Origin of the sequence: Methanosarcina sp. UBA5, assembly GCF_002505485.1 — an archaeon.
In the GTDB taxonomy this organism is placed as follows: Archaea; Halobacteriota; Methanosarcinia; order Methanosarcinales; family Methanosarcinaceae; genus Methanosarcina.
Genome location: NZ_DAVG01000088.1, coordinates 16,659 through 31,919 on the forward strand (window position 1 = coordinate 16,659; position 15,261 = coordinate 31,919).

Sequence of the window (15,261 nt, forward strand, 5' to 3'; positions counted from 1 at the left end):
AGCTAAAGAGGCATATGCATGGTAAGTCCGGAAGAAGAAGTAGTAGCAATTATGAAAAAGACAGGTATCGATCTTGCCGCAACTCTGCCCTGCGACAGAATCAAGAACCTGCTTCCTCTGGTTTCGGAGAATTTTCCTGAAATCCGGTTAACAAGAGAAGAAAATGGTGTGGGCATTTGTGCCGGGGTTTACCTTGCAGGGGGAAAACCCATGATGCTTATCCAGAGCACAGGACTTGGAAATATGATTAATGCTCTGGAGTCCCTGAATGTAATATGCAAGATCCCTTTACCGATCCTGGCAAGCTGGCGAGGGGTTTACGGTGAAGGCATAGAGGCCCAGGTTCCGCTTGGTACTCATCTCCCGTCAATCCTAGAAGGGGCAGGCCTGAAATACACAATAATTGATGAAGCTGGAAAGCTTCCTTTCCTTGAAAACGTGATAAAAGACGCTTTTGAGAACTTAAGGCCGCATATAGCCTTAATCTCCCCTAAAGTTTGGGAAAATTCGGATTGCTGTGCCTGGGAAGCTGCTGGATTGCCCAAAAAGCCGGAGTTTATGGAAAGGACGTGCAGTTTTAATATTACACAGGAAACTCTCAAACCATTAATGCTCAGGAATGATGCGATTTGCGCAATTACTTCTCAACTTGATGGCGAAATTACGATAACAAATCTGGGAGTTCCCTGTAAGGAACTTTATGCTTGCAGGGATAGAGAGCTCAATTTCTATATGTTCGGTTCAATGGGGCTCGTCTCTTCTATAGGGCTTGGCCTTGCTCTTCGAACCGAGAAGACGGTTGTGACCTTTGACGGTGATGGTAGCCTGCTTATGAATCCTAATACACTGCTCGAAATTGCCAAAGAGGCCCCGAAGAACCTGATAATTATCGGCCTTGACAATGGTGCCTACGGCTCCACAGGCTCGCAGGAAACCTGTGCTCTCCGCTATATTGACTTAGAAATTTTTGCAACTGCCTGTGGAATTCAGAATACGGCCAAAGTAAACAGTCCAGAGGGGTTAATAGAAGCTTTCAGGAAATTTCGGGCAATGCAGGAGCTTTCCTTTATCCATGTAATCCTAAAACCTGGAAACACAAAAGCTCCCAACATCCCTCTGAGCCCTGAAGAGGTTACAAAACGCTTTATAGAGGCTTTAAAAGCCTAAATATTTAAGGGCTTTAAAGCAAAGAGATTCTGAAAACAGGTTTCCAAAATGTAAGATATTAGAAGCTACGTCCCCAAAAAGTAAAAAATAGAAGTTAAATCTCCAAAAATAGGAACTAAAAATTAAGTTTTTAATAAGTAAAAACCACAGGTTACAGGGGTATCAAAGGAGAGAAGGAGGTTGTCTTATTCTCTCCAGCTTATTTTTTCCACAGGCTCATTAAGCCTGAATCTTCCGGTGAGAATTTTCTCTTTAAGTTCCTCGGCCGCTAGAATTGCCCTTGCACGATCGGACTGGCGCAGGGTTACCTTAATATCCCTGAGGCAGCCCCCGGTTGCACACCTGACAGAACCCAGGTTTGCACTGAATGCTTCTCCTCTGCACCTTGAGATGCAGAGCCCGCAGTTAAAGCAAAATTCCGGATTGTGTACGGTTCCGTTTTCTCCTCGGCTTACCGCGCCCATGGGACACGCTTCGATTACAAGGCAATCCTTGCAATTTAGGCATTTTCCGGGCTCGTACTTAACATTCAGGTCCACATTATCCCATACTTCCCCGTAGGTGATTTCACAGAGTGGGATTCGCCCTGCAAGGTCTACCAGCTTGAGCGGGATTTTCTTATCCAGTTTCAGGATATTTTCCAGCATTCCTTCGTGAAGAATCGGGATCGGAACCGCCCATGTATTAATGATTTCAGGGCCAGCAGAGGTTATGAAGCCTCCCATATATTCGGGGATCATATCATGCATGTCTGCAAAGCCAGTCAGATTAGGATTATCTGGAGCGCTTCGAGTGCCAGACCCAGTAACAAAGCCGTCTGCTCCGTTGAGAAGTACCCTTGTCCCGATTCCTATAGTCTCGAGCTTGGGATCGTTTTCAATTGGATTTAACTCGCCGCAACCGCAAAAAGTCATTTCCTTAAACTCACCTTCAAACGGCAGGGCGTGAAAGATCGTTTTGATAGGCTCTTTTCCAGGATTTACAAACGCCCGATAATTCTTAAAGGCGTGTCTTGTTGCATTGAGTTTTGCATAGGGAATCTCAGATAGCCGCGTTTCTACCGAGAAATGGCTTCCTTCACTAGTAGTCACATCAACTTTAACGGTTTTTCCTTCTACCATCTCTCTGAAAAGGTGTCCACCTCCGTAATTGGGGTTAAACTTACTGTGAGCGGTTCCGAGTACAATCAGGTCCAAAATTCCAAGCCTTTCGTTAGGGCAGGGACCGACAACTGCCGGAACGCCATTCAGCAGGACTTCAGACGCCTTAACAAACGAGTCAGGTTCTGACACTTTGAATGAAAGTACGGCGTAGGTTCCGCTCATAATGCCGCGCGTTGCAGTTGTTACAACATCCACGTCTTCGAGATTAATCTCCTCCCCTGCCCGAATTCTCGCGCTAACTTCCGTAGCCGTAAGAACGACTGCTTCTCCGGCATCAATCTTATCCTGGATTTCCGGGATTGTCCGGGACGTCCCTGTGTCATCGAATGCTCCGTTCATGTTTCACTCAACTGGGATATTGAGTTCATCCTATTTTAGGAGTAAGGATTGCCTGAAAATCAGTTACTTTAGAGGAAAGAATAAGCTTGGAACTGGCCGTTTTATAAGTGGAATAAACTCAAAGTTCTTCTTTATTTCTTTTAGTCCTTTTTCGTATGAGACTTTTAATTTCTGGAAGGATATGGGTTTGCCGTGACCTGGGAAGTATGTCCTGCAGCCTTCGTCAATCAACCTTTGCCAGCTTTTTAGAAGTTCAGGAATGTCATTGCAAAAGGAGGAAGACACTCCAGACACTGAAAAGAGTGTCTCATACGAATGCAGTCTCATTTTTGATCACGAGGCTTATCGAGCCTGCCGTATGTCCAAGTGTGGAAATGACTTTGTCCAGGTGTGGAAATGGCTTTTATACGGGATGTATTTTCCAAGGTCATATTCGTTCCTTACCCACTACATCAGGATTGACAGGCTGATATTTTGATTTAGAAACCATCAAGGAGTTCCCAATTCCAAATTATTTTTGAGAACCACATGTTACCTCTTAGAAAGGGCGTTATGCCCTTTTCCAGGCATCCTTTTTCTGATGCATGAACCATAACTTTTGCTCCGCTTCGTTTTTTTATTTCGGCAAGGCCAGCCTGTATGATCATAATGAGTATGGGTGAGAATGATCAGAACTATATTCTGAAACATAAGGTTGTTTTGTTCGAGGGCAGTTTGAATATTTTTGATTTTGCCCGGACATCCTGCATCCACAAGAATTCCCTACCAGCTGAAACTGTTTAATAGGAGTTTGAGTGCTCCATCGGGATGCTAATTACAGTGTAAGACTTTTTGCATTCTGGTCTTTTACTTTTCAAGCTCTCACGATTTAGCTGGTCGTCTTCGCTGGAAGTCATTCAGGTTTCTCCTTAAAATCTGGAAAAAATAGCTTCGTTACCCTTTGCCTGTTTTTATTGTACTGCCTTTTACCTTGAGCTGCTTTTACGTTGAACTGCTTTTTTATTTTTCTCTTTAATGGTTTTATGCTTTCCAGAGACCAATATATGGTATCTATTGACTTATCAAGAAATAATATATTTCACGAAAAATGAATCCAATGATTGAATTTGAAGAATTGAAAATAAGGGATTTTGCAATGCTGGTTGGAAAACATAATCTCTAAAAAAAGATTCTCATTAGAACCCAGAAGGTAAAATCGGATACTCACGGTGTAATATTTTTGCATTTTTCAGGGCTGATTTAAATAGGATAAGTCCAGACCACCCAAAACTTATATAAATGATGATGCTCACTATGGAGTTGCACTTTGGTGCGAAAAACGGAAACAACAAGCAACATGGGCTCGTGGTCTAGACGGTTATGACGTCGCCTTGACATGGCGGAGGTCCTGAGTTCGAATCTCAGCGGGCCCACTCAAAAATGTTCCGGAGATTTTTTCGGAGAATGAAAAACGAAAATGAAAAGCAGCTGTCACTCTAAGTGTACTTTAAATTAATCTGCCTGCCCAGGTAGCTCAGTGGGAGAGCGCTGCCCTGAAGAGGCAGTTGTCCCCGGTTCGAATCCGGGTCTGGGCACCATCATAGGACATCAGTAGTGTAGCGGTCATCACCGGGCGTTGCCAACGCTCGAACCCGGGTTCGAATCCCGGCTGGTGTATAACTTTTTTAAAAATAATGTTCAGGATAAACTTTTCCTGATGCAAAAAACAACATGGGCTCGTGGTCTAGACGGTTATGACGTCGCCTTGACATGGCGGAGGTCCTGAGTTCGAATCTCAGCGGGCCCACTCAAAAATGTTCCGGAGATTTTTTCGGAGAATGAAAAACGAAAATGAAAAGCAGCTGTCACTCTAAGTGTACTTTAAATTAATCTGCCTGCCCAGGTAGCTCAGTGGGAGAGCGCTGCCCTGAAGAGGCAGTTGTCCCCGGTTCGAATCCGGGTCTGGGCACCATCATAGGACATCAGTAGTGTAGCGGTCATCACCGGGCGTTGCCAACGCTCGAACCCGGGTTCGAATCCCGGCTGGTGTATATTTAATTCTTCGGGTCAATTTCCGAATCGTATTAAGTTTAGTAATCAGGTAAGTTTTTCCCACTTTTCTTTATCTACTTCTTTTCTTTACCTACATTTATTAGCGACATTTTCCGAACCGACCTTATATTAAAATCTTTGCTTTGAGTTTGAAAAAGTTATTGTATTAACAAGGTCTCCAATAAAACTTCAGCTTCTAAATAATAATCCTTATTTTAGTCTTAATATTTCAGTTTCAAGTCTTGTATTGTCAAGTTTTTGAACAACATCCGATTCAATGTTAACCGATGGTTAAAGCTTTGATTTAAATCGGATAGTAGCTGTGAGGTTTGAAAACTAAATATGTTAACCATCATATTGTCAACCAAAAAATTAATTAAAACATCAAATCATTATAATATTGGATATACATCTCGAGAAGACAGAGAGACAAGTCTGCTTAAAGAGATCTATACCAACTATGTTGCAAACCTGAAAAATCGTGAGGAGATCTAAAATGACAGGAAAGTTCCAGAAGAGAAATGCAGAAAGGAAAGGCATCAGAAAAGAATATGAACTGGAGCAGAAGTTAATAAAGGAAATCGTAGGCGAAATTCAGGTAAGCGGCGGTGGAGCAATAGAGTGAGTAAAAAAGTACACATAACAATCCAGGCTGGAAAGATTTCTGAGCAGACCGTAGAAATAGCTGAGAGTGCTACCTACGAAGACCTGCTTAATACTTTGGATATAAATCAGGAAACAGTACTTGTATTAAATGGAGGGAATGCCGTTCCCCTTGACGGGGCAGTCAGTTCCGATAGACTTACAATCCTCCGAGTTGTCACAGGGGGCTGATCTGCCAGTAAAAGGCAGCCACCTCTCCTTTATTACAATTCTTTTTTCCACCTTTTTTAAAGTCTCTGTCTAGCTTTTTATCGCCCGAGTTCCTCTCAGGAAGATAATGCCCTTTTCGCTGACCGAGTTCTATCTCGGAAGGGCGGTACCCTTTTCGCTCACTTTATTCGCTCAAGAGGGCTGAATTATGGGCTAGAGTAACTGATTTTCAACTCGTTCAGGAACTGATTCGCTCGATTTCTTTTCTGGTCACGTAGAAGGCATGATCAACCGGCTAAACGGTTGTAGTACAACCCTTTTGAAAAAAGGCTTGACCGAAAACCTTTCAAAAAAGGTTTGATTGAAAATCCTAGCAGCGGCGTAATCAACCGGCGCAACGGTTGCGCTCAAGAGGGCTGATTCAGGGAATGAAGTAATCTTTGCTCAAAAGGATTAGTTTACCTTGATTAAGCTTTATAAGCACGGTTTCCATTTTGTTCACTTCATTTTCTCAAGTTGACCGATCTAAGGTAGAATTAAAGGGGATAAAATGGAGTTAAAGGAAAATCGTGAAGAAAGAGGGGTTCGAAGTAAAAAATAAATTCAGTCGGTCAAAAGAGTAGGAAAAATGTACAAATTAGATAAAAGACTCCCGGTAAGAGGTTAATTCCCAGTGCGAACGCCAATTGAATGCGCAGAAGACAATCCAGTGGAGTAAAGAGCAAGAACGAAAAATGATGAGAAGATTTTTATTTCCATAATGGTAGAATCCAGATAAGGATTGTCAGCCATTATGGAGCAAATTCGGTTTGAAGGTCTTTACTTTGAGGGAGTAAGAGGCACCTTTTTACTCATAACCTTCAGCTTCTTAATTGCTGAAATGGTCGCCTGAGATTCTTTGTAGATTTTATCTTCGTAATAACTGATGATCTCGTCAACCGGAGCTGCAAGAGCATAGATTTTTATTGGGCGCCCTTTACCAGGTTTCTTTTCCGAACGAACGCTAACCCAGGACTGGTTGCGCATCAGCCTCATTGCAAGACTTACTTCAGGTTGTCTTAATCCTGTACTGATTTCTATTTCACGGGATGAAGCCTCGTCAACATTCATAAGATATGCCATAGTTGTAGCGACATTTCTGGACATCCCAAGGTTCCTTAACGTTTCAATAAAAATGTGGTCGTTTTCATCCAGCACTTTTACTTCGTAGTCTTTCATGATAACCCCTTCTTTCTTGCATTTTTATAGATAAGTTCGTCAGTTAAAATAATATTAAGATAATTATGTTTGTACCTTCAAAGAATGCTTTTATAATCACCTTTTAAAACTGACAACAACTGCTAAATATGCACAATGTAAATATATTTATAAGGTAACCTATCTCGTTTTAAAATTTTAAAGGCAATAAAAAACGTTTTTACATGATGTAGCGGATTGTTTCCATTTTAAGTCCAATAACCGATCATTAAAAACAAATATCACATGTTATAACCGATTACTAGAGCCCCGTTTTATGAGATTGATGGGAAGGGCCTTACAGATTGATCAATTAAACCTGTATAGGTATATAATTAGAAGGTTATTCATCTCCAACAATTAATAATGTACTCATACTATTTAAAGTTGTATATATTAAAAAGGAATTGAAAAACTTTCAACTAGCCTTGACATGAGTAACTATCTTAAAATTTTAACATACAAAACGCATTATAATATACTTTTTCAAATAAAAAACTTCTAGTATCATAATAAAAATATTATAATTCTACTGATTAATAATTTGAAACGAGGTTTCAGGGGAAAATGGGATTCAAGAGTATAATGAATATTTATATTTCCAGTTCAGTGATCGTCCGTTAACCTCACTGAATTGCAAAAAGACGTGATGCAGCATTAAGAAGGTTTTGGGAATAACATCAACCAATAGCTCATGACAAAAATTTTCTGGAGCATCAAAACTTGGCATTAACCTATAGGATTATTAATTACATCAATTAAAAGCCCCGATAAAGAGTGAAAATTGCTGTCCTCTCAATTATACTCATGAGAATACCAATTATTTTCACTACAAATTCGATATTCATTCCGAACCTTTACGAAAAACTTGCTGAATAGAGGCATACCCCTGCCTTAAAAGACCAGTCTGACGATTCCATGATCGTATTATCTAATTCGAATAGATTCTAGTTGCAGGCCAGATTTTCCCTACTTACTTATATTTTTTATTTCGTTCGCCTTCACCATTAAACTAATTTTATCTTCCACTCATTTCTAAAAAATTTATATGTTCAAAGACCAAAAGATCATTTAAAGCTAACTCAGAAACGTTTTCATAAATTCTACTGACTGTGTTATAAATAAAGCAAAGACAATCACGCTTCAATCGCGCTTATAACTACTGCATATATTGCTGAATATCAATTACTTGCTATGAATGTACAACCAGGTAGCGCTAAGATTAACATGGATTAAGTGGTCAAATGGGGACTGAAAAGTTCAAAATTCCTTTTATATTTTTTGCATTAGTCATTTTCCAGTTATCTATATTTTCTGGTGTTAATGTAGCCAGCGCCGCTTCAGATGATCAGGATATCGAGATCTTAATTGAAAATTTCAATGCGCAGGATGTAAATGTCAAAGCAGACTCCGTAAAAGCGCTGGTTGAAGCTGGAGAGCCCGCAGTAAAACCTTTAATCCAGGCACTGAGCTCCAAAGACCCGGAAATCCGTGAAAATGCGGCTATTACCCTTGGTAAGATCAAAGATGAAAGAGCTATAGACCCACTCATCAAATTGTTGACGGATGAAGAGTGGGAAGTTGAAAGTGCTGCAACCAATGCTCTTGTTGAAATAGGAAAACCTGCTGTAGAGCCCCTAATTAAGATCTTACAAGATGAAAACGAAGATTCTTTTCTTCAGGTGAAGGCTATTGCAGTCCTTGCTGGAATAAAAGATGAAAGGGCAATTCAGCCTATGATTCAGGCATTGAAAGAAGAACCAGAACTTGATGCAGATCTGGGTTATAACCTTAGTCTGATGGGTGAATCAGCTGTAGAGCCTTTGATCCAGGCTCTTGATGATGAAGACCCCAAAGTTAGGGCGCGTGCAGCTGAAGCTCTCGGTAGAATTGGAGACAAGCGTGCAGTTGGACCGCTTACAGATGCTCTGGATGACAAAGATGAGATGGTCCGGACATTTGCAAAACTGGGACTTGAAAATATCGAAGCTCAACACGAAAATCCGTTAATTGCAACTTATGGAAAAGAACGCGAATTTTATATAGAAGATCAGAGACGATTATGGTTCGATCAACTCAACAAAATATGCGATCTTGCGAAAGATTCCATGGAACCTTACATGTATTCTAAAGGAGGGCCAGTTATTAGTTACGGCTGGAGAATTGAAAATCGCATAGGAGTAGGAATTCTGGAAGGATCGGAAGTTAATAATTCTACTCTTGATAATATTTATAATGTATTTGACCGGGCGGGAAAAGAGATCGGAGTTAATGATGTGCCTGTCATATTCAGCTATACAGAATTTCCTGTAGATGAGGAAATCTTACCGAAGCTAGCAGAAGACATAGAAAAGATCGAAGAACCAGTAGAAGCTGAAGAGACTAACAAAACTGAAGGATCGAGGGAAAATGTACGGATGCCCGTGAGTACTCCAGGTTTAAGGATTATATTTGTTTTAGGAGTATTGATTTCAGCTTGTGTTGTAAACAGGCACTGACTTGAATGTGATTCAAATCTTCTGGTATGGAGGAGGTGTATGTATCTGCGATAAAGTTTTTCTCTTCCTCCATCCTCTGCTCTGGATTTTACTTCCTTTACTTGGCCTTAATGGGGTCTGGCTTGCAACCTCGACTGCGGAATTCCTGATGTTTCTGGTCGTGCTGAGCTTGCTCTGGAAAGAGTTTGGTTTTCTCAAGAATGGAAAAACTGTAAGTAAGGCCACTTTTCCCTGCTCCTGAGATTATATTAACTCCCAACGAAGATTAAACTGGGCCTCCTTCCATGCCTCTTGTGAAAACTGCCGTCAGAACTCATTACATACGGAATTTTCAGGGACTTTTTTGTAGCAGAATTTCTTGCAGCAATCTCTCCTTGTGTCAAACTAAAAAATCCAGTTGTTTTCCAAAAACAACTGGATTTTGCCCTGTATCCAAGACTTTTCAACCTTGAATCAGACTACCGGGCTTTCGATGTTCTTTGAGGCTGCAATCTCTCCATTTCCGACCTATATGTTGAAAGGATTTGTAGACCTCACTTGAAGGCAGTTCGAAAACCAGAGCGGATTTATCAATTATATTTTTTAGTCGAAGAAAACATTATATGTTAGTTAGGCTAACTAACTAGTTAGTTTGACTAACTAAATCTCACAAATTTGATTTATGGAGAGCAAAAATGGAAATTTCCAAGCTTCTTGAAAAAATGGATCACTATTATCAAAAAAATTTAAAAGAATACCAATTCTCAGAGGAATACAGTGATATCACTTCCAATATCTTTCTCTACCTCAGGAAAATTAATTCCCTGGGCAATCCCACAATTTCTGAATTAGCAAAGGCCATGGAGGTCAGTAAACCCTCTACCAGTAACATGGTTTCTAAAATGGCGGAAAAAGGTCTGTTAAAAACAAAAGCTTCCCAGAAGGACGGAAGGGTTTGTCTGCTCGAGCTTACTGATAAAGGAAAAAGGGTCATTGAGATCGAAAATAGGGCAGATATGAAGTTTTTTGAAAAGATTCGGGAAATTCTGGATGAAGAAGAATTTGAGGCTCTAAAAAGAATCTTTGAGAAAATTGCTTCCAAGCTTGAAGAGGAAAAAGCATGACTGATAAATTGAATATGGGATCTGCAAGTATCAGAAAGCTTTTCCTGAAGTTTACTTTCCCGGCAACCATCGGGTTGGTTGCTGCTGGAGTCCAGGGGATCATCACCGGTTTATTTGTCGGGAATGCAGTGGGCAGCGAGGGGCTTGCAGCGGCGACTCTTGCGTATCCTGCACTTGTAGCCATGTTTGCAATAGCACAGATGATCGGGGTCGGGACTTCAAGCCTTGTGGCCCTGACCCTTGGCAGAGCTGATAGGCAGGAAGCCCTCAGGCTCGTACATAATGCTTTCTCTCTGCTCCTGCTTGCGGGAATAGGTCTTACCGCCTTCGGGCTGGCTTTCTCTGGCTCTTATCTCCGCTTGTTGGGAGCTTCCGGCCCGGTCTTTCACATGGCAAACACTTATCTCAAAATCATATTTGCAGGTTCGGTATTCGTGCTCCTGGCCCTTGCTCTCGACCCTCTGGTTCGAAACGATGGGAAACCAAGACTTGCCATGATATGTCTGGCTACGAGTAGTCTCATAAACATCGGTCTTGACTATCTCTTTGTCATGCGCATGGGAATGGGGGTCACAGGGGCTGCTACATCCATGGTAACTGCTTTCGCCTTTTCTGGAACCCTGTTGTCTCTCTATTTTTTCAGCAGATGGGCAGGGCTGAGGCTAAAACCCAAGTCTCTCTTTTTGAAACCAAGAATTGTTCTCAGGATCATAGAGACAGGTCTACCCTCCTTTGCATTGCAGTTTTCAACCTTCTTCCTGCTTTTTGCGAACAATTACATGCTGCTCAAGTACGGCTCGGAACTTGCGGTTTCAGGTTACGGAATCATAGGTTATGTCTTCGCGGTTTTCTCCTTTATCTTTGAAGGAATTGCACTCGGTACCCAGCCAATCATCGGTTTTAATTATGGGGCTCGCTATTACTCCCGAGTTGCAGGGGTCTTGAAGATAGCTGTCATCTCCTGCCTCGGAACCGGAGTGATTGGTTTCCTACTTCTTTCTATATTTCCGGAACAGATTATCCGTATCTTCAACCACGACAGTCCCGAACTCTTGGCAATTACCCTAAACGGCATGGGGATTTTCATGTTTACCCCCCTTGCCCAGGGGACTGTTATGCTGAGTTCTGTGTATTTCCAATCCACAAACCGGAGCAGGGCAGCTCTTTTCATACAGCTCGGAAAAGTTTTTCTTTTCTTTTCCCCACTGCTCTGGATTTTACCCTCCTTACTTGACCTTGATGGGGTCTGGCTCGCAACCCCGGCTGCGGAATTTCTGATGTTCCTGGTCGTGCTGGGCTTGCTCTGGAAAGAGTTCGGTTTTCTCAAGAATGGAAAAACTGTAAGTGAGGAAGGTCACTTCTCTGCTTCTGAGATTGCATTAACTCCTAACAACTAAAATGAGTCCCTGCTCCCTGCGAACACTACTGTCAGAACTCCCTGCATAAGGAATTCAAGAACTCAGGCATCAAGGGGGGCAAAAGCTTCTCGATCACGTCGAGTGTGGAGGACATTTTTTGGGAAACCGACGGCTTCCCGGACTAATAAGAGTAGATAGCTGCCTTCAGCAGCCCGTTTTTCCTGCAGAATATTATTCTGCAACCCGGATTTTTTGGGTTACTGGCTCTTAACTCATCTTCAAAGGATCTACTTTCATGTATTCCCTGAGCACGGTTGTAGCATAACTTCCCTTTGGCAGCATGAACTCAAGCATGGCTTTCGATTTCCCCACGTTTAGTTCATCCTCTCCAACCTCAAACTTCGGTCCAACCTGCAGAATAACTTCCCTGCGAGTGCCTTTCGAACTCATCTCAGAAACTTTTTCTATATTGAAACCCTGCAGAGGGACCTTGAGTTCCTCGAGAACCGTCTGTTCGATCTCTCCCGGAATACCCGAAGCAAACTCCGTACTATAGCCAGGAAGGGGAGCGGTTATGAAGGCCCGGTTTCTTTTAATCAGGCGGTTCATGGCAGCTACGGTTTCGGCCTTTACTTCTTCTGTTTTTGAAGAATCTGGCAGACCATGCTCATTTTTGAAACAGACAATATCGCCTTCGACAGCCTCATTTAAGGAAAGGCCCTTTTCGATCCGTCTGCACAGGATTGTATTATATATGTAGGACTGGTAGCCATGCACAAACATCCTGTAAAGGTTTTTCGGGAGAACAAGAAAAGCGCCTGCAAAATCGTCGGGATTTGCTATAAGATGGTTCATCATTGCTCTTTCATGCCCAAGGTGAAGAGGGTAGGTTTTCAGGCCTTCTTTGAAATCGCGGGTCTTTTTAACGAATTGGCGGGCTTCCTTTGTTTCTTCAGGTTCATCAGGGAAGGGTTCGGCAATATAGAGCAGGGCAGCTTTTTCGAAATCTCCCTCAACAATGGCTTTTCCTACCAGATGCGTGACAGGACGTACCGAGCCAAAGCGCTGGATCCCGAAGAAATTAGGAACGCCGCCCAGAGCCAGGATATCGTTTGTGGTCTTTCCGAGCAGTTTGTCTGTCTCCTCACGCGAGTGGGTTATATTCCGGATGGTAATTCTAAAATTGTTTCCCCACAGGTCTCCGAGTTCAACAGATTTTCGGGAGCGACCAAGGACTTTCAGCTCTACGTCTTTTAAGTGGATCTTCTCAATTTCCGCGGCGTCAATATCGAAAATGCTGATTTTCTGAGTGGTAAGTGCACGCTTGTCCTTTGTGCCTGCGACGCTGATTCGCTTCTGGCTTATCTGGAGGATTTTTGCGAGAGTCCTGATCAGGTGATGTGTGTCCCAGTCACGTTTTACGAGCTCAAGAATAAGGTATTTCCCTTCCTCTCCTTCCTCTCGGTTTGTAATCTCTCTCACAATAAAATCCTCCACTTCTTGCCGAAGCTGCCCTCCGAGGCCGTTGGTATCCGTGGAGTAAAGATTTATTCCGATCTGTTTTTCAATTTCCGGCACTTGCATGAGTTAAAAACACTCCTCTACTATATGTTTTGTGAAAATTATAAAGACCACCTGGGGTTGATATCAATAGCTTTTACTTCGCTCGTGTTTACAAAGGTCCAACTTCTATATGTTTCGTTTCCTTCAGCAGCTTTAACTCTTGCCTGGGCCGTTTTTCCGGGAAGCCCACCTGCATAAAGGCTTGAAGTTGGGTCAAGCATCAGCCAGGAACCGTATTCGTCAGTCAGATAATTCACATCAACGTTTCCGTAATAAGCCCTTACCCCTTCGACTGCAGCATTTGTCGCATCGGTTCCATTGCCTATATAAACTGCTGCAAAGGCATGAGTATTGGTCAGGTAGACCCGAGTTGTGCCTCCTACAGCCTCTAGCATGGATGAAAGGAGAATTGCCTGGTCTTCACAATCTCCGGCTCCTATTTTCAGGGTAACGTTGGCTGACTCCCACATGTCGTTACACCTTGGATCACTTACGTATTCGACATTCTCTTTTACCATGTCAAAGAGGGCACAGACCTGATATATATTATAAGCTCCTGGATATGAGCGAGCCACCTGGGCTGCCTTGCCCCTTACATCAGGTTCGGCTGGCTCCACAAGTTGGTTTATGGTTTCAAAGTAAGGTGAGGGATTGTATCGGTATGCTGGATTCGATTTTTCTGGCATTGGCTTTAGGTTTACAGTAAAGCTTTTCAGGGAATAGGGTCCGTAGTCGTGCCATTTTCCTTCCGAGGTCGAGGCAAGCAGCCAGAGGACAATACTGAAACTGGCTTTTTCTTCTTCAGGGATCTTAACTGTAATTACCCCGAGATTCTTTTCTTGGCCGGGATCGAGCAAGACTCCGCAGTCCTCGGAATAAATCTGGCTTGTGGAGGCATTAACCGAAACCCCGTACCTATCTATAAAAATTGGGTTTCGACCTTCGTTTTTGATGCTGATTCTAACATAGCCCATTCCTCCCTGGAATAAATCTGAGGTCTGGTAGTTGCTGTTCAGGGAGAAACCAGGCTGCAACGGAGTTCTCAGGATAGGAGTGAGTTCGCTTTCTCTGGGGGAGTATGTGGGTATTGCCGGAAAAGTAAATAAAGCCGGTTGAGGTGTAAAAGTACTCTCTTGGCTTCCGGGATCCAGTCCGGAAGTGATATAATCTGTTACCTCTTCTCTGAAATTCTCAACCGAATCCGAAGACAGCACCCCTGTGAGTGCGGCGAGTACGAGGCATAAACATAAAATAGTAATTATTGAGGCTGCCTTTCTTTCTCCTGAAACCCCTGAATCCCTCATGATCTCCTCCTGAATCGAACATAGGCGGAACCTCTTCCCTGATCGGAGGAGCTATCGTATCGATAGCCTCGGCTCGGTTTGATTTTAGTGCAGTTTTCCCAAACCTGGCTTTCAGGTTCCTGGCACTTAAACAAGTTTAAGGTCCCGCGTAACTTTATCTATAAGCTCTTCCTTTGCCGGTCCGATTCCGAGGACTGTAACCGTTCCCGGCGGAATTTCCGTAAGTCCTGCGTCCTGTATCAGAGCAGTAGGCAGACCTTCTCTTCTTGCTTTTTCCTTAAGTTCATAAAGGTCTTTAAGAGTAGGAACTTTAAGGACAATTTTTTTCTGCCCGCCTTCCTTCCATTTTTCAAGATCACTTTTACTTGCCCACTCGGAAGCAGAAATGGCAGCATGAGCTACCTGTACTGCAAACTTGCCTTTGGAAAGCTTCAAATCCTCCCGGGTAACTATACACTGTTTATATTCACTCATCTTTTGCCTCGGGCTTATTGAAGGTCCGCCTGTTTCTTAAATGTTTTCGATGAGGGTATCCGGATCGGCTTTATATCCTGGCTTTTATATTTATTCTTTGATCCTCCGCATTGTGACTGATCCGGGCCCGAAGTACTAAATCAAACAATTTCTAGAAATCTACGAAATTGAATAGATATATTGCTAATATTATGATCGACATCATTTATAAT

16 protein-coding genes, 6 tRNA genes and 1 pseudogene are annotated in these 15,261 nt (G+C 42.6%); 14 read left to right on the plus strand and 9 right to left on the minus strand.

Going from position 1 to position 15,261, the window contains the following annotated elements; genetic code table 11:
• Nucleotides 1-18 precede the first annotated feature (18 nt).
• Nucleotides 19-1,167 (plus strand): sulfopyruvate decarboxylase subunit beta, encoded by a 1,149-nt coding sequence (gene comE / locus BP621_RS09815; RefSeq protein WP_292389469.1) that lies wholly within the window; start codon nucleotides 19-21, stop codon nucleotides 1,165-1,167.
• Between the two features lie 185 nt (nucleotides 1,168-1,352).
• Here comE and BP621_RS09820 read toward each other — a convergent pair whose 3' ends face one another.
• Nucleotides 1,353-2,669 (minus strand): methanogenesis marker 16 metalloprotein, encoded by a 1,317-nt coding sequence (locus BP621_RS09820; protein ID WP_292389470.1) that lies wholly within the window; start codon nucleotides 2,667-2,669, stop codon nucleotides 1,353-1,355.
• A gap of 63 nt (nucleotides 2,670-2,732) precedes the next feature.
• Nucleotides 2,733-2,900, minus strand: a complete 168-nt coding sequence (locus tag BP621_RS09825; RefSeq protein ID WP_292389471.1) for a hypothetical protein — start codon at nucleotides 2,898-2,900, stop codon at nucleotides 2,733-2,735.
• A 28-nt stretch (nucleotides 2,901-2,928) separates the two neighbouring features.
• Between BP621_RS09825 and BP621_RS09830 the strand changes: the two genes are divergently transcribed.
• The gene (locus BP621_RS09830) at nucleotides 2,929-3,147 is read left to right on the plus strand and encodes a hypothetical protein (protein WP_292389472.1); all 219 of its coding nucleotides are present in this window, start codon (nucleotides 2,929-2,931) and stop codon (nucleotides 3,145-3,147) included.
• A 1-nt stretch (nucleotide 3,148) separates the two neighbouring features.
• On the opposite strand, the gene BP621_RS09835 is transcribed toward BP621_RS09830, so the two are convergent.
• On the minus strand, nucleotides 3,149-3,316 hold the full coding sequence (locus tag BP621_RS09835; protein ID WP_292389514.1) for a hypothetical protein: 168 nt from the start codon (nucleotides 3,314-3,316) through the stop codon (nucleotides 3,149-3,151).
• Nucleotides 3,317-3,359: 43 nt separating this feature from the next.
• Nucleotides 3,360-3,422, minus strand: a pseudogene (locus BP621_RS09840) (MBL fold metallo-hydrolase); the annotation flags it as partial.
• 585 nt (nucleotides 3,423-4,007) lie between these two features.
• On the opposite strand from BP621_RS09840, the gene BP621_RS09845 reads away from it, so the two are divergent.
• The 8 genes from BP621_RS09845 (at nucleotide 4,008) to BP621_RS09880 (ending at nucleotide 5,534) form a co-directional block, all read left to right on the plus strand.
• Nucleotides 4,008-4,081, plus strand: a tRNA-Val gene (locus BP621_RS09845).
• 90 nt (nucleotides 4,082-4,171) lie between these two features.
• Nucleotides 4,172-4,246 (plus strand) — tRNA-Phe (locus tag BP621_RS09850).
• Nucleotides 4,247-4,253: 7 nt separating this feature from the next.
• Nucleotides 4,254-4,325 (plus strand) — tRNA-Gly (locus tag BP621_RS09855).
• A gap of 56 nt (nucleotides 4,326-4,381) precedes the next feature.
• Nucleotides 4,382-4,455, plus strand: a tRNA-Val gene (locus BP621_RS09860).
• 90 nt (nucleotides 4,456-4,545) lie between these two features.
• Nucleotides 4,546-4,620: transfer RNA gene (locus BP621_RS09865), tRNA-Phe, on the plus strand.
• Between the two features lie 7 nt (nucleotides 4,621-4,627).
• A tRNA-Gly gene (locus tag BP621_RS09870) sits at nucleotides 4,628-4,699 on the plus strand.
• A 497-nt stretch (nucleotides 4,700-5,196) separates the two neighbouring features.
• The gene (locus BP621_RS09875) at nucleotides 5,197-5,325 is read left to right on the plus strand and encodes a hypothetical protein (protein WP_292389473.1); all 129 of its coding nucleotides are present in this window, start codon (nucleotides 5,197-5,199) and stop codon (nucleotides 5,323-5,325) included.
• Nucleotides 5,322-5,534 carry a MoaD/ThiS family protein gene (locus BP621_RS09880; RefSeq protein ID WP_292389474.1) on the plus strand — a complete coding sequence of 71 codons (213 nt, stop codon included), beginning with the start codon at nucleotides 5,322-5,324 and terminating at the stop codon, nucleotides 5,532-5,534. Before BP621_RS09875 ends, BP621_RS09880 begins: the two co-directional genes overlap by 4 nt.
• A gap of 798 nt (nucleotides 5,535-6,332) precedes the next feature.
• On the opposite strand, the gene BP621_RS09885 is transcribed toward BP621_RS09880, so the two are convergent.
• Nucleotides 6,333-6,731, minus strand: a complete 399-nt coding sequence (locus tag BP621_RS09885) for a hypothetical protein (protein WP_011308457.1) — start codon at nucleotides 6,729-6,731, stop codon at nucleotides 6,333-6,335.
• Between the two features lie 1,262 nt (nucleotides 6,732-7,993).
• On the opposite strand from BP621_RS09885, the gene BP621_RS09890 reads away from it, so the two are divergent.
• The 4 genes from BP621_RS09890 to BP621_RS09905 all read left to right on the plus strand — a co-directional run bounded on the left by BP621_RS09890 (nucleotide 7,994) and on the right by BP621_RS09905 (nucleotide 11,747).
• Nucleotides 7,994-9,247 (plus strand): HEAT repeat domain-containing protein, encoded by a 1,254-nt coding sequence (locus BP621_RS09890; RefSeq protein WP_292389478.1) that lies wholly within the window; start codon nucleotides 7,994-7,996, stop codon nucleotides 9,245-9,247.
• 1 nt (nucleotide 9,248) lies between these two features.
• The gene (locus tag BP621_RS09895; RefSeq protein ID WP_292389479.1) at nucleotides 9,249-9,488 is read left to right on the plus strand and encodes a hypothetical protein; all 240 of its coding nucleotides are present in this window, start codon (nucleotides 9,249-9,251) and stop codon (nucleotides 9,486-9,488) included.
• A 433-nt stretch (nucleotides 9,489-9,921) separates the two neighbouring features.
• The gene (locus BP621_RS09900) at nucleotides 9,922-10,350 is read left to right on the plus strand and encodes a MarR family winged helix-turn-helix transcriptional regulator (protein ID WP_292389481.1); all 429 of its coding nucleotides are present in this window, start codon (nucleotides 9,922-9,924) and stop codon (nucleotides 10,348-10,350) included.
• Entirely contained in the window at nucleotides 10,347-11,747 is a 1,401-nt protein-coding gene (locus BP621_RS09905; protein ID WP_292389482.1) for an MATE family efflux transporter, read from the plus strand. Before BP621_RS09900 ends, BP621_RS09905 begins: the two co-directional genes overlap by 4 nt.
• A gap of 62 nt (nucleotides 11,748-11,809) precedes the next feature.
• Here the strand turns inward: BP621_RS09905 and BP621_RS09910 are convergent, their stop codons facing one another.
• The 4 genes from BP621_RS09910 to pth2 form a co-directional block, all read right to left on the minus strand.
• Entirely contained in the window at nucleotides 11,810-11,950 is a 141-nt protein-coding gene (locus BP621_RS09910; RefSeq protein ID WP_292389483.1) for a hypothetical protein, read from the minus strand.
• A gap of 25 nt (nucleotides 11,951-11,975) precedes the next feature.
• Complete coding sequence (gene truD, locus BP621_RS09915) at nucleotides 11,976-13,292, minus strand: tRNA pseudouridine(13) synthase TruD (protein ID WP_292389484.1); 1,317 nt, start codon at nucleotides 13,290-13,292, stop codon at nucleotides 11,976-11,978.
• A gap of 38 nt (nucleotides 13,293-13,330) precedes the next feature.
• Nucleotides 13,331-14,575 (minus strand): transglutaminase-like domain-containing protein, encoded by a 1,245-nt coding sequence (locus tag BP621_RS09920; RefSeq protein ID WP_292389485.1) that lies wholly within the window; start codon nucleotides 14,573-14,575, stop codon nucleotides 13,331-13,333.
• A 126-nt stretch (nucleotides 14,576-14,701) separates the two neighbouring features.
• Entirely contained in the window at nucleotides 14,702-15,049 is a 348-nt protein-coding gene (gene pth2 / locus BP621_RS09925; protein WP_292389487.1) for a peptidyl-tRNA hydrolase Pth2, read from the minus strand.
• Nucleotides 15,050-15,261: the final 212 nt, after the last annotated feature.